19 protein-coding genes, 21 tRNA genes and 3 rRNA genes are annotated in these 26,353 nt (G+C 47.6%); 6 read left to right on the forward strand and 37 right to left on the reverse strand.

The features are described from left to right. Nucleotides 1-27: 27 nt before the first annotated feature. Both M8332_RS04610 and M8332_RS04615 read right to left on the reverse strand, forming a co-directional pair. The gene (locus M8332_RS04610; RefSeq protein WP_435370803.1) at nucleotides 28-666 is read right to left on the reverse strand and encodes an adaptor protein MecA; all 639 of its coding nucleotides are present in this window, start codon (nucleotides 664-666) and stop codon (nucleotides 28-30) included. A gap of 77 nt (nucleotides 667-743) precedes the next feature. Then, the gene (locus M8332_RS04615; RefSeq protein WP_252779688.1) at nucleotides 744-1,484 is read right to left on the reverse strand and encodes an MBL fold metallo-hydrolase; all 741 of its coding nucleotides are present in this window, start codon (nucleotides 1,482-1,484) and stop codon (nucleotides 744-746) included. Nucleotides 1,485-1,569: 85 nt separating this feature from the next. On the opposite strand from M8332_RS04615, the gene M8332_RS04620 reads away from it, so the two are divergent. Then, nucleotides 1,570-2,079, forward strand: coding sequence for a hypothetical protein (locus tag M8332_RS04620; RefSeq protein ID WP_252779689.1), 510 nt, complete (start codon nucleotides 1,570-1,572; stop codon nucleotides 2,077-2,079). A gap of 36 nt (nucleotides 2,080-2,115) precedes the next feature. Here the strand turns inward: M8332_RS04620 and M8332_RS04625 are convergent. The 30 genes from M8332_RS04625 to ykzS all read right to left on the reverse strand — a co-directional run bounded on the left by M8332_RS04625 (nucleotide 2,116) and on the right by ykzS (nucleotide 15,245). Continuing rightward, nucleotides 2,116-2,190, reverse strand: a tRNA-Asp gene (locus M8332_RS04625). Between the two features lie 4 nt (nucleotides 2,191-2,194). Beyond that, nucleotides 2,195-2,268, reverse strand: a tRNA-Met gene (locus M8332_RS04630). Between the two features lie 13 nt (nucleotides 2,269-2,281). Beyond that, nucleotides 2,282-2,353: transfer RNA gene (locus M8332_RS04635), tRNA-Glu, on the reverse strand. 8 nt (nucleotides 2,354-2,361) lie between these two features. Then, nucleotides 2,362-2,449, reverse strand: a tRNA-Ser gene (locus tag M8332_RS04640). 3 nt (nucleotides 2,450-2,452) lie between these two features. Continuing rightward, nucleotides 2,453-2,527 (reverse strand) — tRNA-Ile (locus tag M8332_RS04645). 8 nt (nucleotides 2,528-2,535) lie between these two features. After that, nucleotides 2,536-2,606: transfer RNA gene (locus M8332_RS04650), tRNA-Gly, on the reverse strand. Nucleotides 2,607-2,632: 26 nt separating this feature from the next. Further along, nucleotides 2,633-2,705, reverse strand: a tRNA-Phe gene (locus tag M8332_RS04655). Between the two features lie 8 nt (nucleotides 2,706-2,713). Continuing rightward, nucleotides 2,714-2,788: transfer RNA gene (locus M8332_RS04660), tRNA-Asp, on the reverse strand. Between the two features lie 4 nt (nucleotides 2,789-2,792). Beyond that, a tRNA-Met gene (locus M8332_RS04665) sits at nucleotides 2,793-2,866 on the reverse strand. Nucleotides 2,867-2,876: 10 nt separating this feature from the next. Continuing rightward, nucleotides 2,877-2,966, reverse strand: a tRNA-Ser gene (locus M8332_RS04670). Nucleotides 2,967-3,025: 59 nt separating this feature from the next. Beyond that, nucleotides 3,026-3,100: transfer RNA gene (locus tag M8332_RS04675), tRNA-Ile, on the reverse strand. Between the two features lie 9 nt (nucleotides 3,101-3,109). Further along, nucleotides 3,110-3,183 (reverse strand) — tRNA-Met (locus M8332_RS04680). Between the two features lie 44 nt (nucleotides 3,184-3,227). Continuing rightward, nucleotides 3,228-3,301, reverse strand: a tRNA-Pro gene (locus M8332_RS04685). A 5-nt stretch (nucleotides 3,302-3,306) separates the two neighbouring features. Further along, nucleotides 3,307-3,380, reverse strand: a tRNA-Arg gene (locus M8332_RS04690). A 5-nt stretch (nucleotides 3,381-3,385) separates the two neighbouring features. Beyond that, nucleotides 3,386-3,471 (reverse strand) — tRNA-Leu (locus M8332_RS04695). Nucleotides 3,472-3,485: 14 nt separating this feature from the next. Next, nucleotides 3,486-3,557, reverse strand: a tRNA-Gly gene (locus M8332_RS04700). Nucleotides 3,558-3,561: 4 nt separating this feature from the next. Then, a tRNA-Thr gene (locus M8332_RS04705) sits at nucleotides 3,562-3,634 on the reverse strand. Between the two features lie 22 nt (nucleotides 3,635-3,656). After that, a tRNA-Lys gene (locus tag M8332_RS04710) sits at nucleotides 3,657-3,729 on the reverse strand. A 4-nt stretch (nucleotides 3,730-3,733) separates the two neighbouring features. Beyond that, nucleotides 3,734-3,806, reverse strand: a tRNA-Val gene (locus M8332_RS04715). A gap of 6 nt (nucleotides 3,807-3,812) precedes the next feature. Beyond that, nucleotides 3,813-3,929 (reverse strand): 5S ribosomal RNA (gene rrf / locus M8332_RS04720). 69 nt (nucleotides 3,930-3,998) lie between these two features. Continuing rightward, a 23S ribosomal RNA gene (locus M8332_RS04725) occupies nucleotides 3,999-6,914 on the reverse strand. A 167-nt stretch (nucleotides 6,915-7,081) separates the two neighbouring features. After that, a tRNA-Ala gene (locus M8332_RS04730) sits at nucleotides 7,082-7,154 on the reverse strand. Nucleotides 7,155-7,189: 35 nt separating this feature from the next. After that, nucleotides 7,190-7,264: transfer RNA gene (locus tag M8332_RS04735), tRNA-Ile, on the reverse strand. Between the two features lie 84 nt (nucleotides 7,265-7,348). Next, nucleotides 7,349-8,924 (reverse strand): 16S ribosomal RNA (locus M8332_RS04740). Together the 16S, 23S and 5S rRNA genes with 21 tRNA genes alongside form the textbook arrangement of a ribosomal RNA operon. 328 nt (nucleotides 8,925-9,252) lie before the next feature. Continuing rightward, nucleotides 9,253-11,313 (reverse strand): LTA synthase family protein, encoded by a 2,061-nt coding sequence (locus M8332_RS04745; RefSeq protein WP_252779690.1) that lies wholly within the window; start codon nucleotides 11,311-11,313, stop codon nucleotides 9,253-9,255. Between the two features lie 24 nt (nucleotides 11,314-11,337). Then, nucleotides 11,338-12,360, reverse strand: coding sequence for a lysylphosphatidylglycerol synthase transmembrane domain-containing protein (locus M8332_RS04750; RefSeq protein ID WP_252779691.1), 1,023 nt, complete (start codon nucleotides 12,358-12,360; stop codon nucleotides 11,338-11,340). Further along, on the reverse strand, nucleotides 12,347-13,396 hold the full coding sequence (locus M8332_RS04755; protein ID WP_252779692.1) for a glycosyltransferase family 4 protein: 1,050 nt from the start codon (nucleotides 13,394-13,396) through the stop codon (nucleotides 12,347-12,349). The genes M8332_RS04750 and M8332_RS04755 overlap by 14 nt, the downstream gene beginning before the upstream one ends. 7 nt (nucleotides 13,397-13,403) lie before the next feature. Further along, nucleotides 13,404-14,567, reverse strand: coding sequence for a glycosyltransferase family 4 protein (locus M8332_RS04760; protein ID WP_252779693.1), 1,164 nt, complete (start codon nucleotides 14,565-14,567; stop codon nucleotides 13,404-13,406). Nucleotides 14,568-14,694: 127 nt separating this feature from the next. Beyond that, a complete protein-coding gene (locus tag M8332_RS04765) occupies nucleotides 14,695-14,961 on the reverse strand; it encodes a phosphocarrier protein HPr (protein WP_252750443.1) in 267 nt (88 codons plus the stop codon). 89 nt (nucleotides 14,962-15,050) lie between these two features. Further along, nucleotides 15,051-15,245 (reverse strand): protein YkzS, encoded by a 195-nt coding sequence (ykzS, locus tag M8332_RS04770; protein WP_252779694.1) that lies wholly within the window; start codon nucleotides 15,243-15,245, stop codon nucleotides 15,051-15,053. Between the two features lie 166 nt (nucleotides 15,246-15,411). On the opposite strand from ykzS, the gene M8332_RS04775 reads away from it, so the two are divergent. Together M8332_RS04775 and M8332_RS04780 are read left to right on the forward strand one after the other, a co-directional pair. Further along, on the forward strand, nucleotides 15,412-17,427 hold the full coding sequence (locus tag M8332_RS04775; protein ID WP_252779695.1) for an ATP-dependent Clp protease ATP-binding subunit: 2,016 nt from the start codon (nucleotides 15,412-15,414) through the stop codon (nucleotides 17,425-17,427). Between the two features lie 91 nt (nucleotides 17,428-17,518). Further along, entirely contained in the window at nucleotides 17,519-18,298 is a 780-nt protein-coding gene (locus M8332_RS04780; RefSeq protein WP_252779696.1) for a MucBP domain-containing protein, read from the forward strand. Nucleotides 18,299-18,344: 46 nt separating this feature from the next. Here the strand turns inward: M8332_RS04780 and M8332_RS04785 are convergent, their stop codons facing one another. From M8332_RS04785 to M8332_RS04800, 4 genes are all read right to left on the reverse strand, one after another. Continuing rightward, on the reverse strand, nucleotides 18,345-19,769 hold the full coding sequence (locus tag M8332_RS04785) for a C69 family dipeptidase (RefSeq protein ID WP_252779697.1): 1,425 nt from the start codon (nucleotides 19,767-19,769) through the stop codon (nucleotides 18,345-18,347). An 18-nt stretch (nucleotides 19,770-19,787) separates the two neighbouring features. After that, nucleotides 19,788-21,365, reverse strand: coding sequence for a peptide chain release factor 3 (locus M8332_RS04790; protein WP_252779698.1), 1,578 nt, complete (start codon nucleotides 21,363-21,365; stop codon nucleotides 19,788-19,790). Between the two features lie 67 nt (nucleotides 21,366-21,432). Then, entirely contained in the window at nucleotides 21,433-22,551 is a 1,119-nt protein-coding gene (locus tag M8332_RS04795; RefSeq protein ID WP_252779699.1) for an AI-2E family transporter, read from the reverse strand. Then, on the reverse strand, nucleotides 22,548-23,351 hold the full coding sequence (locus M8332_RS04800) for a RecX family transcriptional regulator (protein ID WP_252779700.1): 804 nt from the start codon (nucleotides 23,349-23,351) through the stop codon (nucleotides 22,548-22,550). Before M8332_RS04800 ends, M8332_RS04795 begins: the two co-directional genes overlap by 4 nt. 90 nt (nucleotides 23,352-23,441) lie before the next feature. On the opposite strand from M8332_RS04800, the gene M8332_RS04805 reads away from it, so the two are divergent. Continuing rightward, the gene (locus tag M8332_RS04805; RefSeq protein ID WP_252779701.1) at nucleotides 23,442-23,897 is read left to right on the forward strand and encodes a flavodoxin; all 456 of its coding nucleotides are present in this window, start codon (nucleotides 23,442-23,444) and stop codon (nucleotides 23,895-23,897) included. A 19-nt stretch (nucleotides 23,898-23,916) separates the two neighbouring features. Here the strand turns inward: M8332_RS04805 and M8332_RS04810 are convergent, their stop codons facing one another. Beyond that, nucleotides 23,917-24,810 (reverse strand): YihY/virulence factor BrkB family protein, encoded by an 894-nt coding sequence (locus tag M8332_RS04810; RefSeq protein WP_252779702.1) that lies wholly within the window; start codon nucleotides 24,808-24,810, stop codon nucleotides 23,917-23,919. 159 nt (nucleotides 24,811-24,969) lie between these two features. On the opposite strand from M8332_RS04810, the gene M8332_RS04815 reads away from it, so the two are divergent. Beyond that, nucleotides 24,970-25,908 carry a glycosyltransferase family 2 protein gene (locus M8332_RS04815; protein ID WP_252779703.1) on the forward strand — a complete coding sequence of 313 codons (939 nt, stop codon included), beginning with the start codon at nucleotides 24,970-24,972 and terminating at the stop codon, nucleotides 25,906-25,908. Continuing rightward, nucleotides 25,908-26,336, forward strand: a complete 429-nt coding sequence (locus M8332_RS04820) for a GtrA family protein (RefSeq protein ID WP_252779704.1) — start codon at nucleotides 25,908-25,910, stop codon at nucleotides 26,334-26,336. Before M8332_RS04815 ends, M8332_RS04820 begins: the two co-directional genes overlap by 1 nt. Nucleotides 26,337-26,353: the final 17 nt, after the last annotated feature.

A 26,353-nucleotide genomic window follows, 5' to 3' on the forward strand; every position in this document is an offset into this window, starting at 1 on the left:
GAAAAAAGGAATCCCAGACCTGATTCCTTACTGAAAATATTTAGTTAAGGTACTAACCGCCCGTTGTTGAATAATGGGAGTTGCCGCTTGCTCCAGCTGGTCAGCACCTACCGGACTTAATTTTCCGAATTCATAAAACAAACTGAGTTGATCGTCAATGGCCTCCAGTTGAACTTTAATCTCATCCCAACTGGGCGCCACGTTGTCCGGCAAAATTTGATAATGCAAGACTAAGTAATACCGGGCGTCCTGTTTATACAGGGACGTGGTCACGGTAACCCCATGAATTTGCAGGGGCTGCTTGACCGCATGAATTCCACTAAGTAAATCTTCAAAACTGGCAAACTCAACTGGAACGACACGGGTCAAATTGTCCGTGTCAAAAACATCCACAGCAGGATGTTTTTCCTTGAGCTTTTCAAATTTCTCCTTCGATTCATCAGACGCAAAGTTAACGTTTGCTTCCGTCAGTTTGGAAACCAAGCGGTCGTCCTTACTGATGATCATTTCAAACCCATTGTGGGCTGGCAATACCTGAAACGACACTAAATCGTTATTTTGAAATTCATGGTCCACGTCAACTTCTTCAAGGATTTGGTAGAAAAATTGTTCGACTTCCGCTTGATTGTCCATTAATTCCAGTAAATTAACGTCCCGATCCTTCAGGTCCTGATTGGTTACCCAAACTTTAATCGTATTTTCATTTGTTTTTTCAAATTTCAAAACGATCCCTCTTTACTAATTTAAATATTAATGACTAAACCAGTTTCTGGTAGGTGTACCGGAATTTGATTGTGACTGGCCGCCATGGTCTCCCGTTGCAAACGGTCCCGATCTGTTGATTGGGGTAAATGACTAATCAACAGGTCATGAACCTGCGCATTTAGGGCTAATTTCCCAACTTGGGTGGTAGTCATATGCCACATGGTACCCGTGTGATCGGCAAAAAAATTGGTGTCAGCGATTAATAAATCGGCACCACGAGCAAAGTCCCCGAGGGCTGGAAAATCCTTTGAGTCAGCAGTATAAACCAAAACTTTTCCTGTGTCACGTTCTTTGATTCGAACCGCAAAGGCCGGCACTGGATGTTCGGTCCGTAAAAATGTAAGTTCAAATGGCCCAAGTTCATTCTTTTGATCCGGCTGAAAGGCATGCTTTTCGGTGGCACCGGGCCAATCAAGGGCTGCAAACGCCGTCTGGTCTAACGAATGACCGTAAATTGGGAGCAGATCAGTATGATACCGTTCAGAGTGAAGCTGCCAGTCATATTGTAAAACTCCTACGTCAGCAACGTGATCGGCGTGGTAATGGGATAATAGCACCGCATCAAGTTTCAGCGGATCTAAGACGTCCTCTAACGCTAGCAAGACCCCACTTCCACAATCCAACAACAGGTTAAACTCCCCGGCTTGTAACAAGTACCCACTCGTTGCCGTGTGGTCAAATGGATAGCCACCATAATAACCTAAAACCGTTAATTTCATTATTTCATCCTCACTTAAAATTCTTTTCCCTTTTAACTTAACCTACTTTATTCTAAACTAAAAGTAATTAAATGATTGGAGGATTATGATGATTTCACAAATTTCTGTTACCTTTGGTTCCCAGGCCATTCTAGAACAGATTATGTACAAGTATCCCGAACGAAACTTGGCACTTTTTTCAGCAGCTGGAAACGCTCACGGAATGCAGCTAGTTGATTATTCTGGATTAGATTCGATCTTTACTTCCCCCGTGGTGTACCGGGTAAATGCCCATGCAGGGACCGATGACTGGACTCACTACATTGACTACATCGAAGTTAACCCAGGAAAGGAGCAACGTCAGGTGCTTGATGCCCAGGTCAGTAACTTTATGAGTAACCCAGCTACCCCCAAGGGACTAACAGGGGTCTACTACCTCACTGCTGCTAATAACAGTGATAGCCGAATTCTGTTAACCCTATGGAACGATCATTATGATTGTCTTCAATGGGAAGATGGTACCCAAAATGCGTTCATTGCCTACGATAACTTTAAAAACGATCTTGGAGCCGACTATCACGAAGTCGGGTACCAACGGTTTCAACCAAAAGCATAAAAAAGAGAGATGAAGTAATTCATCTCTCTTTTTGGACGGTCCGTACGAGACTCGAACTCGTGATCTCCTGCGTGACAGGCAGGCGTCTTAAACCGACTGGACCAACGGACCAAAATTGCGGGGGCTGGATTTGAACCAACGACCTCCGGGTTATGAGCCCGACGAGCTACCAGACTGCTCTACCCCGCGATAATTAAAAAAATGACCCGTACGGGATTCGAACCCATGTTACTGCCGTGAAAGGGCAGTGTCTTAACCACTTGACCAACGGGTCATAAAAAACGGAGAAGGAGAGATTCGAACTCTCGCGCCGCTTACGCGACCTACACCCTTAGCAGGGGCGCCTCTTCAGCCACTTGAGTACTTCTCCATATGGGCCTAAGTGGACTCGAACCACCGACCTCACGCTTATCAGGCGTGCGCTCTAAACCAGCTGAGCTATAGGCCCAAAACAAAAGCGGGTGACGAGAATCGAACTCGCGACAATAGCTTGGAAGGCTATGGTTTTACCACTAAACTACACCCGCATAACATATTAAAATAATGAAACAAGTGGCGCGGGACAGAATCGAACTGCCGACACACGGAGCTTCAATCCGTTGCTCTACCAACTGAGCTACCGAGCCATGGTAAGCGGTCCGTACGAGACTCGAACTCGTGATCTCCTGCGTGACAGGCAGGCGTCTTAAACCGACTGGACCAACGGACCAAAATTGCGGGGGCTGGATTTGAACCAACGACCTCCGGGTTATGAGCCCGACGAGCTACCAGACTGCTCTACCCCGCGATAATTAAAAAGGAGGATGAGAGATTCGAACTCTCGCGCGATTTGACTCGCCTGACGGTTTTCAAGACCGTTCCCTTCAGCCAGACTTGGGTAATCCTCCATCAAACAAAAGCAATTATAACACACGAAAAATACGGCCGTCAAGTTAATCTTGACCAATGGATCTTGTAGGACTCGAACCTACGACCGGACGGTTATGAGCCGTCTGCTCTAAACCAACTGAGCTAAAGATCCAAGACCTAATCGCGGCGGAGGGAATCGAACCCCCGACCTCTCGGGTATGAACCGAACGCTCTAGCCAGCTGAGCTACACCGCGATTGATAGGTAATCATTACCTAAAATAGATATTAAAATATCTAATCGGGAAGACAGGATTCGAACCTGCGACCCCCTGGTCCCAAACCAGGTGCTCTACCAAGCTGAGCTACTTCCCGAAAAATGCACCTAGCAGGAGTCGAACCTGCAACCTTCTGATTCGTAGTCAGACACTCTATCCAATTGCGCTATAGGTGCATAAATGCCGAGGACCGGGATCGAACCGGTACGGTCATTACTGACCGCAGGATTTTAAGTCCTGTGCGTCTGCCAATTCCGCCACCCCGGCAAAAGGTGGTACAAAGCGGAAGACGGGATTCGAACCCGCGACCTCCACCATGGCAAGGTGGCGTTCTACCACTGAACTACTTCCGCATAATGCCGACTAGAGGATTCGAACCTCCGACCCCCTGTTTACAAGACAGGTGCTCTGCCAACTGAGCTAAGTCGGCATATGCATAACTATTAAAATAATGAGCCGTGGCAGGTTCGAACTGCCGACCCTCTGATTAAAAGTCAGATGCTCTACCGACTGAGCTAACGGCTCAATATGGAAGATACAGGGATCGAACCTGTGACCTCCTGCTTGTAAGGCAGATGCTCTCCCAGCTGAGCTAATCTTCCAAAACCGCGTGGCAACGTCCTATCCTCGCAGGGGGCGATCCCCCAACTACTTTTGGCGTGCTAAAGCTTAACTACTGTGTTCGGCATGGGAACAGGTGTATCCTTTAGGCTATCGCCACCACACGACTGAGTGAACTTCGTTCCCTCAAAACTAGCTAATATTATTTCCTGCTGAGTCACCATTGCACTTCTTTGGTTAAGTCCTCGACTGATTAGTATTAGTCCGCTTCACGTATCACTACGCTTCCACTTCTAACCTATCGACCTGATCATCTTTCAGGAGTCTTACTTCCATATAGGAATGGGAAATCTCATCTTGAGGCGAGTTTCACACTTAGATGCTTTCAGCGTTTATCTCATCCATACATAGCTACTCAGCAATGCGCCGGGCGGCGCAACTGATACACCAGCGGTATGTCCATCCCGGTCCTCTCGTACTAGGGACAGCTCCTCGCAAATTTCCTGCGCCCGCGACGGATAGGGACCGAACTGTCTCACGACGTTCTGAACCCAGCTCGCGTACCGCTTTAATGGGCGAACAGCCCAACCCTTGGGACCAACTACAGCCCCAGGATGCGATGAGCCGACATCGAGGTGCCAAACCTCCCCGTCGATGTGAACTCTTGGGGGAGATAAGCCTGTTATCCCCAGGGTAGCTTTTATCCGTTGAGCGATGGCCCTTCCATACGGTACCACCGGATCACTAAGTCCGACTTTCGTCCCTGCTCGACTAGTCAGTCTCGCAGTCAAGCTTGCTTCTGCCTTTACACTTACAGAATGATTTCCAACCATTCTAAGCAAACCTTTGAGCGCCTCCGTTACTATTTAGGAGGCGACCGCCCCAGTCAAACTGCCAACCAGACACTGTCTCCGAGCACGCTAAGTGCTCAGGGTTAGAGTGTTCACATAGCCAGGGTAGTATCCCACGGGTGCCTCCACCGAGACTAGCGTCCCGGTTTCAATGGCTCCTACCTATCCTGTACAAGCTATGTAAACACCCAATATCAAGCTACAGTAAAGCTCCATGGGGTCTTTCCGTCCTGTCGCGGGTAACCTGCTTCTTCACAGGTATCTTAATTTCACCGAGTCTCTCGTTGAGACAGTACTCAAATCGTTACGCCTTTCGTGCGGGTCGGAACTTACCCGACAAGGAATTTCGCTACCTTAGGACCGTTATAGTTACGGCCGCCGTTTACTGGGGCTTCATTTCGAGGCGTCGCCGAAGCTAACCTTTCCACTTAACCTTCCAGCACCGGGCAGGCGTCAGCCCATATACTTCATCTTACGATTTTGCATAAACCTGTGTTTTTGATAAACAGTCGTTTGAGTCTCTTCACTGCGGCTGACCTGACGGTCAGCACCCCTTCTTCCGAAGTTACGGGGTCATTTTGCCGAGTTCCTTAACGAGAGTTCTCTCGCTCACCTGAGGATACTCTCCTCGACTACCTGTGTCGGTTTGCGGTACGGGTAGTTAATTACTAACTAGAAGCTTTTCTCGGCAGCGTGACATCGGTTCCTTCTCTACTTTAATTTCGATCCTCATCATCGCTTGTCAACCCGGTCAGAAGCATTTCACTCCTCACCTGACTTACGATTTGAACATACCTTTCCAATCGTATGCTAAACCTAGCCTTCTGCGTCCCTCCATCGTTCCAACATAATTAACTAGTACAGGAATCTCAACCTGTTATCCATCGCCTACGCTTCTCAGCCTCGGCTTAGGTCCCGACTAACCCTGGGAGGACGAGCCTTCCCCAGGAAACCTTAGTCATTCGGTGGATCAGATTCTCACTGATCTTTCGCTACTCATACCGGCATTCTCACTTCTAAGCGCTCCAACAGTCCTTCCGGTCTGCCTTCATCGCCCTTAGAACGCTCTCCTATCACGCAACGTAGTTGCGTCCGCAGTCTCGGTAAGATGCTTAGCCCCGGTAAATTTTCGGCGCAGAATCACTCGACTAGTGAGCTATTACGCACTCTTTAAATGGTGGCTGCTTCTGAGCCAACATCCTAGTTGTCTAAGCAACTCCACTTCCTTTTCCACTTAGCATCTATTTAGGGACCTTAACTGGCGGTCTGGGCTGTTCCCCTTTCGACGATGGATCTTATCACTCATCGTCTGACTCCCGGACATAAATCAATGGTATTCGGAGTTTATCTGAACTCAGTAATCCAAGACGGACCCCTCGCTCAAACAGTGGCTCTACCTCCATGATTCTAATTCCGAGGCTAGCCCTAAAGCTATTTCGGAGAGAACCAGCTATCTCCAAGTTCGTTTGGAATTTCACCGCTATCCACACCTCATCCCAGCACTTTTCAACGTACACGGGTTCGGACCTCCGGTGCGTATTACCGCACTTTCATCCTGGACATGGATAGATCACCTGGTTTCGGGTCTACGGCAACATACTAATTCGCCCGCTTAAGACTCGCTTTCGCTACGGCTCCGCTTCTTCGGCTTAACCTTGCATGCAACTGTAACTCGCCGGTTCATTCTACAAGAGGCACGCTATCACCCATAAACGGGCTCTAACTGCTTGTAGGCACATGGTTGCAGGAACTATTTCACTCCCCTTCCGGGGTGCTTTTCACCTTTCCCTCACGGTACTGGTTCACTATCGGTCACTAGGGAGTATTTAGCCTTGGGAGATGGTCCTCCCGGATTCCGACGCCGTTTCACGTGTGGCGCCGTACTCAGGATCCTGAACTGAGGGAATTCAATTTCGCTTACGAGACTATCACTCTCTTTGGTGCAGCTTCCCAACTGCTTCAGCTATCAAATTCTTTTGTAACTCAAATGTTCAGTCCTACAACCCCGAACCACGAAGGTTCGGTTTGGGCTATTCCCAGTTCGCTCGCCGCTACTATGGGAATCGAAATTTCTTTATCTTCCTGTGGGTACTTAGATGTTTCAGTTCCCCACGTCTACCTCTCCGCAGCTATGAATTCACTACGCAGTGATTAGTCATGACACTAATCGAGTTTCCTCATTCGGAAATCTCCGGATCACAGCTTACTTACAGCTCCCCGAAGCATATCGGTGTTAGTTCCGTCCTTCATCGGCTCCTAGTACCAAGGCATTCACCATGCGCCCTTCTTAACTTAACCTATAATCCGTAGGATTATAAATCATTGAGTTTAGCGATCAAACACATTAAAAAACTCAAATTACACAATGGTTGTTCTCGGTTGAAATTATATTAACAATATAATTCTTACAGAAAATAATATTATCTAGTTTTCAAAGAACCAAGTGGTACTAAAATCAGTACCAATGGAGAATAGCGGGATCGAACCGCTGACCTCCTGCTTGCAAAGCAGGTGCTCTCCCAGCTGAGCTAATTCCCCAAAAGGTTAAATTGTAATGCCGAACCCGTCGGCGATGGGCCTAAGTGGACTCGAACCACCGACCTCACGCTTATCAGGCGTGCGCTCTAAACCAGCTGAGCTATAGGCCCAAAAAGCGCGAATATCATGTGAGAGTAATCCTCTCAAAACTAAACAAGACTTTGATCGGTGTAAGGTTCCGTATTATTCCTTAGAAAGGAGGTGATCCAGCCGCAGGTTCTCCTACGGCTACCTTGTTACGACTTCACCCTAATCATCTGTCCCACCTTAGGCGGCGGACTCCTAACGGTTATCCAACCGACTTTGGGTGTTACAAACTCTCATGGTGTGACGGGCGGTGTGTACAAGACCCGGGAACGTATTCACCGTGGCATGCTGATCCACGATTACTAGCGATTCCAACTTCATGCAGGCGAGTTGCAGCCTGCAATCCGAACTGAGAACGGCTTTAAGAGATTAGCTTGACCTCGCGGTTTCGCAACTCGTTGTACCGTCCATTGTAGCACGTGTGTAGCCCAGGTCATAAGGGGCATGATGATTTGACGTCATCCCCACCTTCCTCCGGTTTATCACCGGCAGTCTCTCTAGAGTGCCCAACTGAATGCTGGCAACTAAAGACAAGGGTTGCGCTCGTTGCGGGACTTAACCCAACATCTCACGACACGAGCTGACGACAACCATGCACCACCTGTCATTCTGCCCCCGAAGGGGACACCTAATCTCTTAGGCTAACAGAAGATGTCAAGACCTGGTAAGGTTCTTCGCGTAGCATCGAATTAAACCACATGCTCCACCGCTTGTGCGGGTCCCCGTCAATTCCTTTGAGTTTCAACCTTGCGGTCGTACTCCCCAGGCGGAATGCTTAATGCGTTAGCTCCGGCACTGAGAGGCGGAAACCTCCCAACACCTAGCATTCATCGTTTACGGCATGGACTACCAGGGTATCTAATCCTGTTTGCTACCCATGCTTTCGAGCCTCAGCGTCAGATGCAGACTAGACAGCCGCCTTCGCCACTGGTGTTCCTTCATATATCTACGCATTTCACCGCTACACATGAAGTTCCACTGTCCTCTTCTGCACTCAAGTTTCCCAGTTTCCGATGCACTTCTTCGGTTAAGCCGAAGGCTTTCACATCAGACTTAAAAAACCGCCTGCGCTCGCTTTACGCCCAATAAATCCGGACAACGTTTGCCACCTACGTATTACCGCGGCTGCTGGCACGTAGTTAGCCGTGACTTTCTGGTTAGATACCGTCACGCCGTGAGCAGTTGCTCTCACAGTCGTTCTTCTCTAACAACAGAGTTTTACGAGCCGAAACCCTTCTTCACTCACGCGGCGTTGCTCCATCAGACTTGCGTCCATTGTGGAAGATTCCCTACTGCTGCCTCCCGTAGGAGTATGGGCCGTGTCTCAGTCCCATTGTGGCAGATTACCCTCTCAGGTCTGCTACGTATCATCGCCTTGGTGAGCTATTATCTCACCAACTAGCTAATACGCCGCGGGTCCATCCAAAAGCACTAGCGCCAAGGCCAGCTTTCAAACTAAAACCATGTGGTTTTAGTTGTTATACGGTATTAGCATCTGTTTCCAGGTGTTATCCCCTACTTCTGGGCAGGTTACCCACGTGTTACTCACCAGTTCGCCACTCGGTCCGATCTAAAATCCAACCCGTGCAAGCACGGTTTGTCAATTAGGAGACCGCGTTCGACTTGCATGTATTAGGCACGCCGCCAACGTTCGTCCTGAGCCAGGATCAAACTCTCATTTTAAATGAGAACTTTACTAGCTCTCCTTGATTTGTTACTTTAAGCGAATTGACTTCGCAATTGTTTAATTTTTAAACTCACGTTTAAAAATTCCTTACACTTTTGTAATCAAAATCTTGTTCAGTTTTCAAAGAACTACTCCGTCGTCAATCACTTGACAACTTTATTATCATACAACGATTAAGTTTAAAAGTCAACTGTTTTTTCAACTCGTTTGGAACTAACAGATGACCGCCCTTAACGACATGAATAATCATATCAACTTCCCTAAGGTTCGTCAATACTTTTCAATAAAAAAAGACCCGCTAGTTAAAGCAGGTCTGAAGCCTAATTATTTAAGCTCTGGTGCGTCCGTTTGAAAATCAGACACAGTCGATTTACCACCGTTTTGATCAACTAAATCGGTCTTCTCTTTCTCATCAGTTTGTTTTAGCTTCTTTAATGCTGGTTTCTTACTGTAATTAAAGGACTTCTTATTGACATCATGATAGCCCTTAATTTTGTGGAACCGTAATAAGTCACCATAAACAACCTTATCTGAGTTTGATAAAGCGCCATTTACATAGGCTTGCATCTTGGCAATTTCGCGTTGCTGTTCCCCATTCGGTCGTAATTCCGTTCCCGTTTTGGTGTCATAAACGGTTGAGCCAACCTTAGTGTACTTCGGGCTGACAAAGTCCCCATTTCGGAAGGGCACAATCTGGTTATTATCCTTACTGGTTAAATCTTGACCAAATTGGATCATGTTCTGGTTGTTAACCCCTAATAGGTGCAACAAGGTTGGTAAGACATCAATCTCTCCGCCGTAGGTATGGTCAAGGCCCCCTTGAATGTTTGCACCGTTAATCATAAACGGCACCTTTTGGAACTTTGCCAGGTCATACTTATTCACACTCTTCTTGTTCAGAAGCTTAGCAATCGCTGGGCGGTGGTTATTAGAGATTCCGTAGTGGTCCCCATACAGAACCACTACACTATTCTTAGCCAAGCCACTCTTTTGCAAGTAGGCTTCAAACTCCCCAAACGCTTGATCCAAGTAGTGCGCGGTTTGAACGTAAGGATCCACGGTACTATCTCCCGTCGTTGTGGCGGGGAAATCCGTGTTTTGTTTATCAATTTCATACGGATAGTGGTTCGTGAGGGTAATTAACTTCGCATAAAATGGTTGTGGGAGTTGCTGAATGTACGGAATACTTTGTTTGAAGAAGATTTTATCCTTCATTCCGTATCCAATGTTGTAGTTCGGCTTGTTTTGATAGTAAGCTTCACTAAAGAAGTAATCGTATCCCCATGATTTATAGGTATTATTCCGGTTCCAAAAGGTCGGAACATCCCCGTGAAAGGCTGCCGTTGTGTATCCCTTTTGGTCTAGAATTGACGGCGCTGCCTGGTAGGTATTCTGACCCCCATAGGTAACCATTGCCGAACCCTGGGGTAATCCGTACAATGAATTTTCTAACATCATCTCGGCATCAGAAGTCTTTCCCTGGGCCACCTGGTGGTAAAAATTATCAAACGACAAGGTGTGCTGATCGTGATAAAACTTGTTGATGTTGGGGGTTACTTCCTTGCCATTCACCTTATAATCAATTAAAAACTGCTGGAAACTTTCCAGGTGAATGATGAAGACGTTCTTCCCCTTTTCCTTACCGTAGTAACTAACGTTAGGGCTAGCATAGTTATTCTTTACAAACTTTTGTACGCTCTTTAAATCAGCCGCCTTCGCCTTCGATCTAGTCGTTGACTCTTGGTGCGTTTGGTAAGCGCTAAAGGCCGCATACTCGTTCAAACCGAGGTATTTAACGATGTAGTTATTATCAAAGGTCCGAGTTAATAAACCCGACCGGTCGGCATTTGCCACGTTGTATTCTGCAAACATTAGCACCAATGACAAAATGGTAATCCCCACGGCGTATCGCAATTTGAGGGGCTTTTTACTAATTTTAATGACCCGGAAGAGCAACAACAGAATCAAAATCACGATGTCAACGTACACAATGAAGTCAGTGGGTTTCAAAATTTCTAAAAAACTCTTGCCCAAATTATTCTGGACGTTGCCCGTCCCTTGAATAATCCCCATCGATAAGAAGTCGGAAAACTCACGGTAGTACAGAATGTTTGCAAAAATCCACGTTGACTGTAAAAAGTCGATAATCAGCATCAACCAGTAGGAGAGCTTGCCCCGAAAATACAGGGCAATTCCAAACAGCAACATTGCTGACGGGATGGGATTGACGGCCAGCAAGAATTCTTGCATCCCGCCGGAAACCCCCAACGTAAAGTCCGTCTTATAGCAATAATAGGTTTTTAGCCAAAAAAGAAATACAACCAGGCAGTAAAACCCAATCGTTGTATTAAAAAATTGGCGGATTCGTTTCAAAAAAGCAGTCATGCTTGTTTCCTCCATTTTTTCCGCTTAATCATGTTTAACTTTGGCCGGTTTCGGCTTAACAATCAACGCTACGAGTCCTAAGACTAACCCTAAATAATAAGTCAATAAGCGCCACAGAATCATGGCGAGCGCCAGCTTACTGGAACTGTGGATATAACTGCCAAACAACTTTTCAAAGCTATATTCAGCGCCCCCAGCCCCACCGGGAATTGGAAAGATCGAAATCACTAGGAAAATCAGAACGTCTAAACTGGTTACCATCACCACGTTTGCATTGTAATAGCCCAACGCGAGCATCACAAAGTAAGGAATTAGGTAATAAAAGACCAGCTGGAGAAAGGTTATTCCACAAACCTTCCCCATCAACTTCCATTCGTGGGCGATCCGCACACTTTCATGGTGAAAATTATCAATTTTTTCGTTTAACGTTTGCTTCCAGGACCGGTACTTTTGTTCGCTTACAAACCAGCTAACGATTTTAAAACACCAGTTAATCACCCTTTTGGTCATTGAATACCAGTACATAATCATTAACAGGCCAACAATCACCACCAAGTGGATTAAAAATCCAAACAACACAAAGATTGCCAACGAGTGCACCGTGTCGATCAGGTAGTGAAAACCAATGAGCAGACTGATGACAAAGTTCAGCACAATCATGGCTTGATAAATCACGAACTTCATCAGTAAAGCGGAACTAGCTTTACCTCCATCCACGCCGGCTTGTAAGAGCACTACCAGCTGCGCCGGTTGTCCGCCAGAAGAAAACGGCGTAATGCCGTTAAAGAGTTGTTCTACCAAGGGGACCCGAATCGCATTGCGAAACGAAAAGTTCGGGGTACTACTTTTCACGAGAACGTAGGTTACCACCGCCTCCAAGAAAAAGTAGAGCAAAATACATCCGAGCGCTACTAACAACCACCCAGGATTAATTGATGAGAGATCATGAATTAAAACGCTGAATTGAATGTCACGCACTGCGTACCAAGAAATCAATACACCAATGGCAAGCATGATCAGGAGTGAAATTTTATTACTTCTCGACATGGGATTTTCCTTTCGCATTCTCAAGCTGCGCTTGCTGCAGATAAAAATCATGCCAAATGTGCGCTAAGTGGTCTTCTGAATAACGGTCAGACGCCGCCACTGCTTTTTGATGAAACCGTTCCCACTCCATTGGGTCCGTGGCCAACCGGTGCAACCAGTCGTTCATCTGCGTTCCGGTCTGGGCAGGGGCATAGTACCCCGCAATAATTTGTTGGTACAACGGTAGATCACGCAAAATAACTGGCAACCCACACGAAAAAGCCTCCAAAACTGACATTGGAAACAATTCGTTATATGACGGGAGCAAGAACACATCCGCCAAATTATAGTAATCCACCAGGTGCTCCCGTTCCACAATCCCCGGGAAACTCAAATTAGCGGGCGGATTTTCCACCAGGTGTTTCAGTTCACTGTACCCGGCGGTCATGCTACCAAATGAAAAACCCCCGACCCAGATAAACTGGTAGTCCGGATTAGCTTGCGCTAGTTTAGCAAAGTCGAAAACGCCCTTGCGGGTCTGCACTTGTCCCGTACAAACTACCGTAAACCGTTCCGAATAATCGTATCGTGTTCGCAAGCGGTGCTTTTCCGTCGTTGGAACCGGGTGAAACTCATTCTTACTTACAAAGTTCGGAATGTAGGTAATCCGGTCTTTGGGGATTCCGTATTTTTCGAGCTCCGGAATAAAGGTCGGATTGACCACGACAATTTGATCCATGCGCCGGTAAAACGCAATTACATACCGGTAAAATAACTGTTTTAGTCCAACCGGCAGCTTCAAACTTTCTTCTAAAGTTTCCGGCAGAAAGTGCACATAACCAATCTTGCGGCCGCGTTTATGGCTAAAGGTCGACAGATAAAAGGTTGGATTAATCGTATGGTAATGACTGATGTCTGCCTGGTTATAACGATTAATTTCAATTGCAAATTCGTTGGGAAAATGGGTTTTTAACAACCGAATTAGTTCGGTATACGCGCTCCCCACTCCCTGACCTTTGACCTTTGTCGCCGTTGAAAACATATCAATTTTCAGCATGACCATATCACTCCTTATTTTCCGTCGCCACGTAGCGGGAAACCGCATCCTGGTAAAAGGCGCTCACCTGATCAACAAAGTAAGCAGCCGAGATGTCATGCAGCTTTTGCTGGCGCAATTCTGGTTTGTCAGGAAAGGCAGCCGGGTGTTGTAAGTAATCAATCACGTCAGCACTAAATTCCGACAACGTTGTAAAGGTTTTGCCCAGGGAGGGGTCATTGATTAAATCATCCGTATACGGGCTGGACGCTACAACCACCTTGGTATCAGCCGCCATCGCTTCAATGTACGTCAATCCCTGTGATTCTGAGTTTGAGGTGGAAACAAACAAATCGGCCATTTTATAGTACGCATTTACATTCTGGTTATTAATTTCGCCCGTGAAGGTCACGTGGGCTTGCAACCCTAAGCGAGCCACCTCGGCATGTAAATCATCCGCCGCGGGTCCGTCCCCAACAATCACCAAGTGCGCGTTAGAAACGGCCTCTAAAATCGTCGGCATCTGATCAATTAGGGTGTCAACGTCCTTTTCGTAGGCTAACCGACTCAGGGATAGCAACACAGGTTGGTCAGCAGTTAAGCCCAACTCAGCACGCACGTCTCCGGTTGTAGCCGCCTCGTAGTGTTGTAAGTCAACTCCCGTCGGAATAATCCGAATGGGGCTTTTGACCCCGTAGTCCGTTAACTTATCGAGCACCCGTTTACTGGGGGCCACGATTCCGTCCAAGTGATGACAAAACGCTAGCGTTCCTTCCTTCACATGAATTGGCTTTAACAACCGCCCGTTCGCCACGTAATGCAGATAATCCTCATACATCGTGTGATAGGTGTGCAAACAGGGAAGGTTTAAATTCCGGGCCACAAACTTCCCAATCATTCCCATCGAAAATTCAGTTTGGGTATGCACCAAATCCAGCCCTAACTTCTTCGCAATTTGAGTGGCCTGAAATAGGCCCCGAACCGCAATACGCCGTTCTGTAAACGAAATAAAGGGAATGCTAGAAAATCGGTAAATGCCTGCTTCTTGGTCTTCGTTTGCGTTTGGATCCGTAGTCGTGAAAATGTAGACCTGATGCCCACGCCGTTCCAATTCCTCTCGCAGCGTTTTAATGGAAGTTGCTACCCCACTTACTTGCGGGAAATATGTATCTGTAAATAAGCCGATCTTCAACTGCCGGTCCACCCTTTCCAAATGACGATAAACAACTAGAATTATATTGGTTTCGCCCATCCTTTGCAAATCATACCGGTAAAGAAAAAGAGTTGCCGTAGCAACTCTTTTAACCCCCAATCGACTACTATTCGATTAAGCCTTCATCCTTCATGGTCTTAGCAATTGCTTCTAGGGCATCCTTTGCATCATCACCATCAGCCGTAATTGTAATAACCGCATTTTGGCCGACTCCGAGTGACATCACTCCCATGATTGACTTTAAGTTAACCGTCTTGTCTTCGTATTCCAACGTAATGTTTGAATCAAACTTACTAGCCGTTTGAACCAAAAAAGTGGCTGGACGAGCATGAATCCCAGTTTCCGCAGTGATCTTAAATTGACGTTTTTCCATATCAACGCACCCCTTTGTAACCATATTTATAGTCTAAGCCTACCAATATATTCATCAAAATACAAGCGTTTGCGCCCTCGTTCCCGTGATTAGTTAGCACTAGCATAGTGATAAACAACCACGCCATTTTCTTGGGCGGTCCCAACCACCCGTTTCCGCGTGGGATAATCCATAAACGCCTGTTGAAAGATAAAAAACTGATCAGGTTGCACGGTCAATTCCTGGAGATCCCCATTTTGCAGCTGTTCTAGTTGGGCGGTAAACGCTTCCTTGGTTGGTTCCATTGGCTTCGCTTCCTTTCTGTTCTTCTCATTCATTCTATCATAAATCACGTTGCAAAGGGGAGCAGTGTAATTACTTGAAACCCGCTTTGAGGTGAGTATAATAATAATCACACGGAATTAGTCAACAAAGGTCAAAAAGACCAGAACCATAAAGGAGGTTGTACCAATGGAAGGACAACAAGGTGCATACGGATTTGGAAATCTAGACGATTTAATTCGCTCCATGCAAGGAAACAATCAAAACGGGGCTGCCGGAACACAAGGTTCTAACGGCAACCACGGTCAAAAAGGAATTTTAGCAACTTACGGAACCGATTTAACCAAACTAGCGCGGACGGGAAACCTCGATCCCGTCATTGGAAGAGACGAGCAAACGGCACGGGCAATCGAAGTTTTAAACCGCCGGTCCAAAAATAACCCCGTGTTAATTGGGGAAGCCGGCGTCGGAAAAACGGCGATTGTTGAAGGACTCGCGCAAAAAATTGCTGATGGAACGGTCCCCCAAAAATTACAAAGCAAACGGATCATTCAAATTGACATGGTTTCAATCATTCAAGGAACTGGGATTCGGGGTCAATTTGAAAAGAAGATGCAACAACTCATTAAAGAAGTTAAGGCTGATCCAAACATCATCCTCTTCATTGATGAAATTCACGAAATCATGGGCGCCGGCAATTCTGAAGGCGGTCTCGATGCCGGAAACGTGTTAAAACCATCACTGGCCCGGGGAGACTTCCAGTTAATTGGTTCCACAACCCTGAAAGAATACCGTGACATTGAAAAGGATTCGGCATTGGCACGCCGGTTCCAGCCCATCATGGTGAACGAACCGAGTCCAGAGCAAACCGTAAAAATTTTGAAGGGCTTACAAAAGAACTACGAGGACTATCACCTCGTTCACTACACGGATCAAGCAATTGAAGCAGCGGTTAACCTTTCGAACCGGTACATCAATGACCGGTATCTTCCGGATAAGGCCATCGATTTACTCGACGAGACTGGGTCCCGAAAGAACCTGACCCTTAACATTATCGATCCGAAGGCCATTGAAAAAGAGATTGCCCAGGCCGAACGCCACAAGGAAGCGGCCCTCCACAAGGAAGATTATGAACAAGCTGCTTTCTACCGTGACCAGGAAAAACAACTAGAAGCCCAGCGGGACAAAGGGGCACGTAACTACAACACTAATAACAACACGGTCACCGAAAAGGACATGCAACAGGTGGTTGAAGAAATTACCGACATCCCGGTTGGTGACTTAGAGGAACAAGAAAAGGCACAACTAAAACAACTGGACCACAACCTTGAAGAACACGTGATTGGCCAAAATGAGGCGGTGAACCAAGTTGCCAAAGCCATTCAACGGAACCGGATTGGCTTTAATAAGTCTGGCCGTCCAATTGGATCCTTCCTGTTCGTTGGACCAACCGGAGTGGGAAAAACCGAGTTGGCCAAGCAGTTAGCAAACCAACTCTTCGGCTCTAAGGAGGCCTTGATTCGGTTCGATATGTCTGAATACCGAGAACCTCAATCCGTAGCAAAGCTAATCGGAGCAGCACCAGGCTACGTTGGATACGATGAAGCTGGTCAGTTAACCGAAAAGGTCCGACGCCACCCGTACAGCCTGATCCTCTTCGATGAAATTGAAAAGGCCCATCCCGATGTTTTACACACCTTCTTACAGGTGCTTGACGACGGACGTTTAACTGATTCGCAAGGACGAACGGTTTCCTTTAAGGATACGGTCATCATCATGACCAGTAACGCCGGTTCAAACGCAGAATCAAACGTGGGGTTCGGGGCAGCCGCCCACGGCAAGACCCACTCGGTCCTCAACAAGTTAGGCGCCTACTTCAAACCCGAATTTCTGAACCGGTTTGACGGCATCGTCGAGTTTAACCAGTTGCAAAAATCCAATCTGCTTCAGATTGTTGATTTAATGCTCGATGAAATGAACCAAAACTTACAAACCGCTGGCATCAACGTAGCGGTGACCCAGCCGGCTAAGCAACAACTGGTTGAACTTGGTTACGATCCCGCCATGGGGGCTCGGCCCTTACGGCGGGTCATTCAAGACCAAATTGAGGATCCGACCGCTAGTTACCTGTTAGACCATCCTAATGTTAAGAAATTGGTAGCTGACGTTGATGAACAACACCAGCTTCACGTTTCAGCACAATAAGCAGCGCTTCAAAACCCCTCGCTCTGGTAGCGGGGGGTTTCTTTTTTCCCCCTCCATGCTAAAATTAAGCCATGAGGAAGGAGTTCAACCAATGTTCAAATTCTTGCAGAATCTATTTCAATCAAAACCCGCAACTCCACATCAACCTGAGCCCACACCGGCCCCGAATCCGGAAACGGAGCCCCCTGCCAGCGGTTCCGTTCCCACTCCCCAACCATCAAAGCCCCCGCGCCCGGAGCGCGAAGCGGAGGTACTCGTTCAATTCGTTACTAACCAGGGCAAGACCCTGCGCCCGGCAGTAATCATGAAGACCAGGCTCGGCGCCTATCTGTCCCTTCACATCCCGGTTATTCCAAACTACACCTTCATCACCCTGACCGGGCTTACAACCCGGGTCACCAGTCTCAACCAGGTGGTTCAGTTAGTTTATGCGCCCACGAAAGCGGCCCCAGTGGCGATTTATTGCTTTGACTACGACACAAACCGCTTGTTAGGTGCCCCCCACTTTATCGATGGGAACCGGGACGAACCCTATCACATCGAACTTCCCCACATCCCGGGCTACCAACTGCACTTGCTAGCGGGAGACCGGAACGGAAACTTTACAGATACCACCCAAACTTTAGTCGCCTACTACCGCCACGAACATTGGCGGCTAGTGCAACCCGTTTACTATCGCGTCCGGATTAAGCATCGCACGGCGGTCTATCCAAAGCCCCACGTTGCTAATCCCTATCCGGAGGCCCTGCCCGCCGGCTCCGTTTGGAAGGTCTTCAAAGAAGTCCAAGTGCACGAACACACCTGGTTATCACTTGGCGGTAACGAATGGATTCAAGCCACCGTCGCCACCCGGCTGCCAGAAAATAAATAACCATTAAAAAAGACTTGCAGCAACCGTTCGTTGCTACAAGTCTTTTTTATAGATTGCGATCCATATCATACGTCAGTTTAGAGAGGGTTAGCCCCTTTGCCATTAACGTATTCATCAGTTGATGCACCCGATCATACATCTCGTTCGTTAAACTCTGATTCTGTCTCTCCAAAAACGCTGGCACTTGGGCTTCGCTTAGGTGCCGTGCCTGATAAATCGTATTTTCTAGATGCGTCAAAAACATTTGGTTGGCTTCCGTCTTAAAGTCCCGCACCGTTTGGATAAACTGTGGATAGTGCGTTTCCGCAAGCATCGAAAGCTTCCGATACATCCAGTACGCGCTGTGATCATCCATCGTCAGCGGGGTTTGATCGTAACTAGCCGGGGTCCGGGCCACGTTCGCAAAAAACGGTACGTAGGGACTAAAGGCCGGTACCCCAAAATTTAACCACATAATTGCGGCCCACTGCGGATTTTCCGCATCGTTGCGAACTTGGAGCACGTGTGAATTTTGGGTCCGATTCATGGCAACGGGCCGAAACTTTGTTTTTAACTCACTCGGCCCGTTCCCCAACGGATCATACTCCGTTTCGTTATAGTGCGAACTCAATACTGCTTCCACGTCCATCACGGTCAACTTCCGACTTGCCTTGCGAATGAACGGCAAATCGTTTGCAACTGGGGATTGCTCAATTTCTGGGTTAAATAACTTTTGTCCGTACCAAACCCGGGGCGTATTGTAGTGACGGTCCTTTTCGTTACTGGTCCCAAAAATCTGCCGGAAGTTAAACCCGTCCTCGGCTGGATTTAAATGGTAGCGCCGAACGAATTCCTCAATCCCCTCCGAATGCAGAAATTGGTCGGAATCATCAAAGTCAACTTCTTGAATCGCAACCTGGTTGGCAACAACGGCATAACAATCGTCTGGGATGCGCTGGGCGACCCAGTGATGTCCGGTCACAATCTCCATGTACCAAACCTCATTGGCATCCGCAAATAAAACCCCGTTTCCTTCCGGAGACCCATACTGCTTTAGGAGGTTTCCCAGGTATTGAACCCCAGCTTTCGCGGTATCAATGTAAGGTAAGACGACCGACTGCAACGAATCCTCTGCAATCCCGTTTGGGATCCAGGGATCGTGTGAGAGGGCCCGGGGATTTCCGTAAACACTTTCCGTGGCACTCATCGCAACGTTCTTTTCATTAAATCCGCTTTCTGCGTAGACGCCAGCCCGGTCTACGTCAGCGTTGGGCGTCGCGAGATACCGATAACCGGTGTCTGGTAACGGCATCCGCAGGTCGTTTTGTCCCGAGTGCCATTCGCGACCCGCTTGTTGGTAAGCGGGCACCACCGTAAATCGTTGGGGGGTCAACGGTAAAAAGGTATCGTCGTTTCTCGCAATCATGGTTGACCCATCAACGCTCGCCGCTTTTCCGACTAAGACACTCGTACATGCTGACAACTGCTTCATAATTAACCTCCTTGGTGCTTACAGTTTGGCCGTTAACTTAACGTCCGGATACTTGCTCTGGAACCAACGTTCTGCAAATTGATTTTCAAACAGAAACAGGGGATCCCCGTGAATGTCCTTCACCAAAATGTTCCGTGATGACGACATCTTTTCGTCTAGTTGGTCGGGATCAATCCAACGCGCAATTTTATGGCCGAGGGGCTCCATCACGACATCCGAATTGTACTCATTTTGCATCCGGAACTGAAAGACGTCAAATTGCAACTGGCCGACCGCTCCTAAGATGTATTGCCCAGTATCATAAGTGGTATAGAGCTGGATCGCTCCTTCTTGCACCAGCTGCTGAATCCCCTTGTGAAAGGACTTTTGCTTCATCACGTTTTTCGCCGAAACCCGCATAAATAGCTCTGGCGTAAACTGAGGCAGGCTTTCAAACTGCAAGGCTTGCTTGCCGGTATAAATCGTATCGCCAATCTGGAAGTTTCCGGTATCATACAAGCCAATGATATCTCCAGCAACGGCGGTTTGCACGTTCTCTCTAGTGTTGGCCATAAACTCAGTCACGTTCGATAACCGAATCGGTTTGTTGGTTCGACTCAAAGTCACGTCCATTCCCCGGGCAAAGGCGCCAGAACAAATCCGTACGAACGCAATTCGATCCCGGTGTTGCGGGTTCATATTAGCTTGAATCTTAAAGACAAACCCCGAAAATTCGGGATCAGTCGGGGCAACTTCTGCTCCCGTCGTGGTTTCGTGGGGGCCAGGAGCAGGAGCTAGCTTTAGATAAGCATCTAAGAAGGTTTGGACTCCAAAGTTGACCAGCGCCGAACCAAAGAAGACCGGCGTTTGGTCTCCGTGCGCAATTTTCTCGCGGTCAAACTGGTTCCCGGCTTCCGTAATTAAATCCATTTCGTCCTTGGCCTCTAAGTAAATGTCGTCATCAGCCAACTCGCTGGGTTCGGCCAGCTGCCCATCAGCATCCAACGGGATAAAGGTCCGGCCTTCCGATTCCGGTTGAAACTTTTCAACCCGGTGGTTGTAACGATCATATAACCCCTTGAAAATTCGTCCCGAGCCAATCGGCCAGTTCATCGGGTACGCTTCAATCCCCAGGACCTCTTCTAGTTGATCGACCAGCTCCATCGGTGGGCGACTATCCCGATCAAGCTTGTTCATGAACGTAAAAATCGGAATCCCCCGCATCTTACAGATTTGAAACAGTTTCTTCGTTTGAGGCTCAATCCCCTTTGCCGCATCAATCACCATCACGGCCGAATCAACCGCCATTAACGTCCGGTACGTATCTTCAGAAAAATCCTCGTGTCCCGGCGTATCCAGAATGTTAACCCGCTTATCATCGTAATCAAACTGCATCACGGAACTCGTCACGGAAATCCCCCGTTTTTGTTCGATTTCCATCCAGTCGGACTTTGCAAAGTTGCCACTCTTCTTGGCCTTGACCGTTCCGGCTTCGCGGACAATCCCCCCAAACAACAGCAATTGTTCGGTAATCGTCGTTTTCCCCGCATCGGGGTGGGAAATAATCGCGAACGTCCGGCGCTTATCCACCTCTTGTTGTAATTGTTGTTTTTGCATAACTTCCTCCTCCGTTCATTATATAATAGCTCGGCATAAAAAAAATCCGGGTGACCGGATTTTTCGGTTATTGTTCGTGTTGAAGTTGCCAAATGTTGTAAAAGAAACTAATGATCACTTTGACAATCGCGTAGATTGGAATCGCCAAAATCATCCCCAGCAACCCGGCAATGTGCCCGGCTGCTAGCAAAATAATAATGATCGTTAACGGGTGGATGTTGAGCGATTTCCCAATCACGTTCGGGTAGACAAAGTTTCCATCAATTTGTTGGACGATAATGACCACCACAATCGTCCAGAAGGCCTGAGCGGGACTCACAGTAATTGCCACTAAGAGCGCGGGCAAAATCCCGATGTAGGGTCCCACGTAGGGAATCAAGTTACAGAACCCGGCAAAGACCCCGAGGAGCAAGGCATATTTTTGCCCGATTAAGAAGTACCCAATCGTGGTGAAGGTCCCGACAAACAGACACTCAATCACCTGACCGCCAATGTAGTGGGACAGGGTTTGATTCATCTTAGTTAATAAGGCCGTTGTTTGCTTCCGGTGCCGTTCTGACAACGCGGGAAACAGTTTTTCAATACTAGGCAGGAACTTGTCTCCATCTTTTAACATGTAAAAGAGGATGATCGGGGCTGTAATCATCGTAACCACGATGTTAGCCGCCATGGAAATGATGTCCCCCGCACTTGAGGACAAGTGGGTCAACAAACTCTTCAGGTATGAAGAATATTCACTCTGGACCTTCGTAATAATGGGATCCCAGTTAATGTTTTTCAAAAAACCGTGCTTGGAAAGCTTCGTGAGCGATTCCTCTTGATGCGCAGCAAACTGGGGCATATGACTCGCCATGTTCGCAATTTGTCCGACTAACCGGGGTAAGAAAGACACAAAAATGAAAATAATCAGACCGATAAAGACCACGAAGATGAGTGTGGTTCCCCACGTCCGGTTGATCCGCTTGGTTTTTGAAACGGGAATCTTCATTAATAATTCCAAAATTGGATTCAACATGTAATAGAGGAATCCGGCAATTAACAACGGGGCAAAGATGGTGGAAATAAAGACCCCGATTGGTCGAAACATGAAGTCAATCTTGGTACATCCATAGATAATCGCCACCACTAGGAGAATTTCTAAGGTCCAAAATAATAACTGTGTGCGTTTGCTGTTGCTCGTTTTCATTGCTGCCCCTTTATGTCGTCTATCAACTGATCAATGTCATCGAAGGCAAAGCCCCGCCGTACCAAGGCCTGTTTGACCTTTTGTTCCCGGATAAGCCCCGGTTGCTTGCGATACTTATACCAGGCTTTCTCCCCCGCTTGTGCTAACAAACGGGCTTGGTCATCTGCATCAACCGTATCGTCAATTGCGGCGAGCGCCTCGTCGATGGTGGCAAAGGCAAAGCCCTTGCGCATCAGTGCTAATTTAGTCTTTTCAATTCTCTTATTATATGGGTAACGTCGCGCTTGGTCAAACGTCTTTTGCGCTAACTGGATGGCAATTTTAAGCGCTTGGTCGGCTGGATAATCGGTCGCCACCGCCGTCTGGGCAAGAGCTTCCGCAATTCCTTTATGTTGGAGGTACCGTTGCGCCGCTTGGGGACCCTTTTTCCCCGCCAAGACCACCTGCTGCACATACCGCTGCGCGTACTGGCGATCATCAAGCAACTGTAACTGTTTTAACCGGTCCACCACCTGAGCAATCGCCGCTTCATCATCAGTTAACGTTGCTAGTTTCGTTCGTACTTCAGCCTCCGTGCGACTTTGATACGAAATAAAGTCAACCGCTTTGGCGTACAGTTTTGCCTGTTGATCGGCCAATTGAATTGTTTGAATTAACGAGCGCGTCAGTTGCTGTCCCTGAAATACATGGTACTGAATTAGGACTTCTTCACTCACCGGGAAGGCATACTGACCGTCTAGATAAACGTTATAGCGCCCGGCTTGCTGTTGCGCAACCACTTTGGTGACTTTCGCTGTCACTGCATCAGCTCCCATCGTACTCATCCTTTCTAAATTCACAATTATCACTGCTTCTGCTATACTAAGGAAAAAATCGAAGGAAGTGCGCCCATGACTCAAGCACACGTGGTGTTTGCCACCATCACTGGTAACAACGAAGATATCGCGGACATTGTCACCGAGGGATTAGAAGATCTTGGTCTCACGGTAAAGGAAACCGAGATTTCGCAAACGGACTCAGATGAACTGCTCGCAAGTGATTTAATCGTAATCTGTCCCTACACTTATGATGAAGGCAATCTGCCAGAAGAAGGTCTCGACTTTTTCGATGATCTCGCTGATTTGGATTTAACCGGAAAAATCTTTGGGGTCGCTGGCTCCGGCGACGTTTTTTACCAAGAATTTTATAACGTTGCCGTTGATAAATTCGCTACTGCCCTGAAACAAGCGGGCGCCACCCAAGGCGCTCCGAACGTGAAGATTAATCTTGATCCAGACGAAGCAGACATTGAGACCCTTGATCAATTTTCGAAAACGCTGGTTGAACATCTGCCCCAAGCAGACTAACCATTCGCTAAGCCCCGCACTAGTTGGTGTGGGGCTTTTTGCTTACCAGTGATTTAAGTGACGTTTGCGTGGTCGCCTCGGGCAACGAGCCGTCACAGTACTCCTGCAAACTGGCGTTGATTACAGCGCCGAACAATAAAATCGTCCCCATGAAGTTTAGCCACAGCATCAAGACCATCACGGTTCCGAGGGTTTTGTAAGCCGAAATGCTACTGAAAAAGGAACTGATAATTAACGAAAAGACCTGGGTTAACACCAGTAAGCCGATCAACGCGACCACTGCTCCACAGACCACGTACCGAAACTTGGTCGTCACACTGGGAACAAAGTAGTACAGCAGGGTTAAAATAACGATGGATAAGCCTAATGTGACGGGAAAGCGTGCGTCATTTAATAGATTCACGACGCTCGTTGGCACGTGCAGTTCTTGGTGGGCAAATTTCAATAACCCGCGACCAAAGCCCATGACGATGATGAGCACAAACAAGAGCACTACTAACAACAGCATCCATACAAACGAAGTTAGCCGATTCATCAGCGAACTCTGGTCGGTAACTCCGTAGATTTTATTGACGGACCGTTGAAACGCCGCCATCGAACTACTAGCCGACCAAATCACGATGATAATCCCGATTGACAGGATGCTACCTCCGTTCCCGGTAAAAATTGACTTAGCAATCGGGGCAATCCCCTGGTAAATCGACCCTGGTACCATCGAATGAATCGTGGCGAGCACGTGGTTAACGTTGGAATTGGTTAAGCGAATAATCCCACCAATGATAATCAGGATGGGAAAGAGGGAGAACAACACGTAGTACGCGAACACCACGGCTGAATCAGAAACTTCCCCGAGGTTAAAACGCTTAAGTACCAGTTTACAAAACTGAATCACCTTTTGTTTGCGGGTTGCCATGCTTACACATCCTCCTCTAAGTTACAACTTCATTCGTTGGTAAAATCGGTTGGTTTCATTGTAGCAGAAATTAGCATTTCGAATTACCCTAAATTAATGCTAGAATAAAAGAGTAGTGCTACTTTTCGATTAACCTTGAACAACCAAGGAGGAACCAATTTGGAAACAATCAGTTTGATTGTCCCTTGTTATAACGAACAAGCATCAATCCAATTATTTTACGATACAGTGGAAAAGGTTTTTGCGACCATGAACCAGCCGACCATCCAGTATCAGCCGGACTATCTCTTTATTAACGACGGATCTAGCGATGACACCGCCCAGATTCTCAGAGATTTACATCATGAACATTCAGAAACCGTCCACTTCATTTCCTTTTCTAGAAACTTTGGCAAGGAAGCGGCAATGGCAGCGGGACTTCGAAATGCCACGGGCGACTACGTAGCGTTAATGGACGTCGACCTCCAGGATCCCCCCGAATTACTCCCGAAGATGCTCCACATTATCACCACACAACCCTACGATTGCGTGGGCTGTGTTCAAACTAGCCGCAAACAAAATCCCATCCGAGCCTTTCTTTCCGCTAGTTTCTATAAGGTCATCGACAGCCTTTCGGACGTGAAAATTAAACCCAACGTCCGCGATTACCGGCTCATGACCCGGCGGTACGTGAAAGCGGTCAACGAACTGACCGAATACAACCGCTTTTCCAAGGGAATTTTTAGCTGGGTGGGCTTTCAAACCAAGTACCTGGAGTACCAGGGTCGTCCGCGCGCAGCCGGTGAGACCCACTGGTCAATGGTGCAACTAATTGAATACTCCATCGAAGGCATCGTTGATTTTTCCGATGCCCCGCTGCGCCTTGCCACCTTTGTCGGGGGGATTTCCTGTTTCCTCGCCATGGTTGGCATCATCATCGTGGTGATTCGGGCCCTCTACTTTGGCGATGCCGTGGCCGGCTGGCCGTCCCTCGTGTCCATCATGCTCCTCATTGGTGGAATTCAACTCTTTTGTCTGGGGATTCTCGGCAAGTACATTGGTAAAATCTACCTCGAAACGAAGCGTCGCCCCCAATACATCATTGAGGAGCAGGCCTAATGAAAAGATTGCAAGCGCTTTATCAACGCCACCACGACGTGCTTTTCTACCTCTTTTGGGGGGTCGCAGCCACCGTGGTGAACCTCGTGACCTTCTACCTGCTGACGCAATATACCAGCTTAAACTACGTCATTAACTACTCGGTTGCTTGGGTAATCACGGTGTTATTCGCATTTTATACCAATAAGTACTTTGTTTTTCACAATCACCACGATTCCACCCGGGAATTTTGGTACCAACTGGTCACCTTTTTCGCGGGCCGCTTGTTAACCTACCTCATCGGAGCCGGCCTTTTAGTTCTCGGGGTCAGCGTACTAAAGTTTGATTCCAATTTAGGGAAGAACCTGGTAAACGTGTTCCAAAACGTAGTCGTCATCATCTTGAACTACTTCTGGGCCATTTGGGTTTCATTTCGCCAAAAATCGTAATTGGTGCTTAACTACAG

The organism is Fructilactobacillus ixorae (assembly GCF_024029915.1).
Lineage (GTDB): Bacteria > Bacillota > Bacilli > Lactobacillales > Lactobacillaceae > Fructilactobacillus > Fructilactobacillus ixorae.

Coding starts and splice junctions, on each gene's coding strand:
- M8332_RS04620 (WP_252779689.1), top strand. CDS start 1,570: ATGATGATTTCACAAATTTCTGTTACCTTTGGTTCCCAGGCCATTCTA.
- M8332_RS04780 (WP_252779696.1), top strand. CDS start 17,519: ATGTTCAAATTCTTGCAGAATCTATTTCAATCAAAACCCGCAACTCCA.
- M8332_RS04615 (WP_252779688.1), bottom strand. CDS start 1,484: ATGAAATTAACGGTTTTAGGTTATTATGGTGGCTATCCATTTGACCAC.
- M8332_RS04745 (WP_252779690.1), bottom strand. CDS start 11,313: ATGACTGCTTTTTTGAAACGAATCCGCCAATTTTTTAATACAACGATT.
- M8332_RS04820 (WP_252779704.1), top strand. CDS start 25,908: ATGAAAAGATTGCAAGCGCTTTATCAACGCCACCACGACGTGCTTTTC.
- M8332_RS04785 (WP_252779697.1), bottom strand. CDS start 19,769: ATGAAGCAGTTGTCAGCATGTACGAGTGTCTTAGTCGGAAAAGCGGCG.
- M8332_RS04810 (WP_252779702.1), bottom strand. CDS start 24,810: ATGGCAACCCGCAAACAAAAGGTGATTCAGTTTTGTAAACTGGTACTT.
- M8332_RS04795 (WP_252779699.1), bottom strand. CDS start 22,551: ATGAAAACGAGCAACAGCAAACGCACACAGTTATTATTTTGGACCTTA.
- M8332_RS04805 (WP_252779701.1), top strand. CDS start 23,442: ATGACTCAAGCACACGTGGTGTTTGCCACCATCACTGGTAACAACGAA.
- ykzS (WP_252779694.1), bottom strand. CDS start 15,245: ATGGAACCAACCAAGGAAGCGTTTACCGCCCAACTAGAACAGCTGCAA.
- M8332_RS04765 (WP_252750443.1), bottom strand. CDS start 14,961: ATGGAAAAACGTCAATTTAAGATCACTGCGGAAACTGGGATTCATGCT.
- M8332_RS04755 (WP_252779692.1), bottom strand. CDS start 13,396: ATGCTGAAAATTGATATGTTTTCAACGGCGACAAAGGTCAAAGGTCAG.
- M8332_RS04750 (WP_252779691.1), bottom strand. CDS start 12,360: ATGTCGAGAAGTAATAAAATTTCACTCCTGATCATGCTTGCCATTGGT.
- M8332_RS04790 (WP_252779698.1), bottom strand. CDS start 21,365: ATGCAAAAACAACAATTACAACAAGAGGTGGATAAGCGCCGGACGTTC.
- M8332_RS04775 (WP_252779695.1), top strand. CDS start 15,412: ATGGAAGGACAACAAGGTGCATACGGATTTGGAAATCTAGACGATTTA.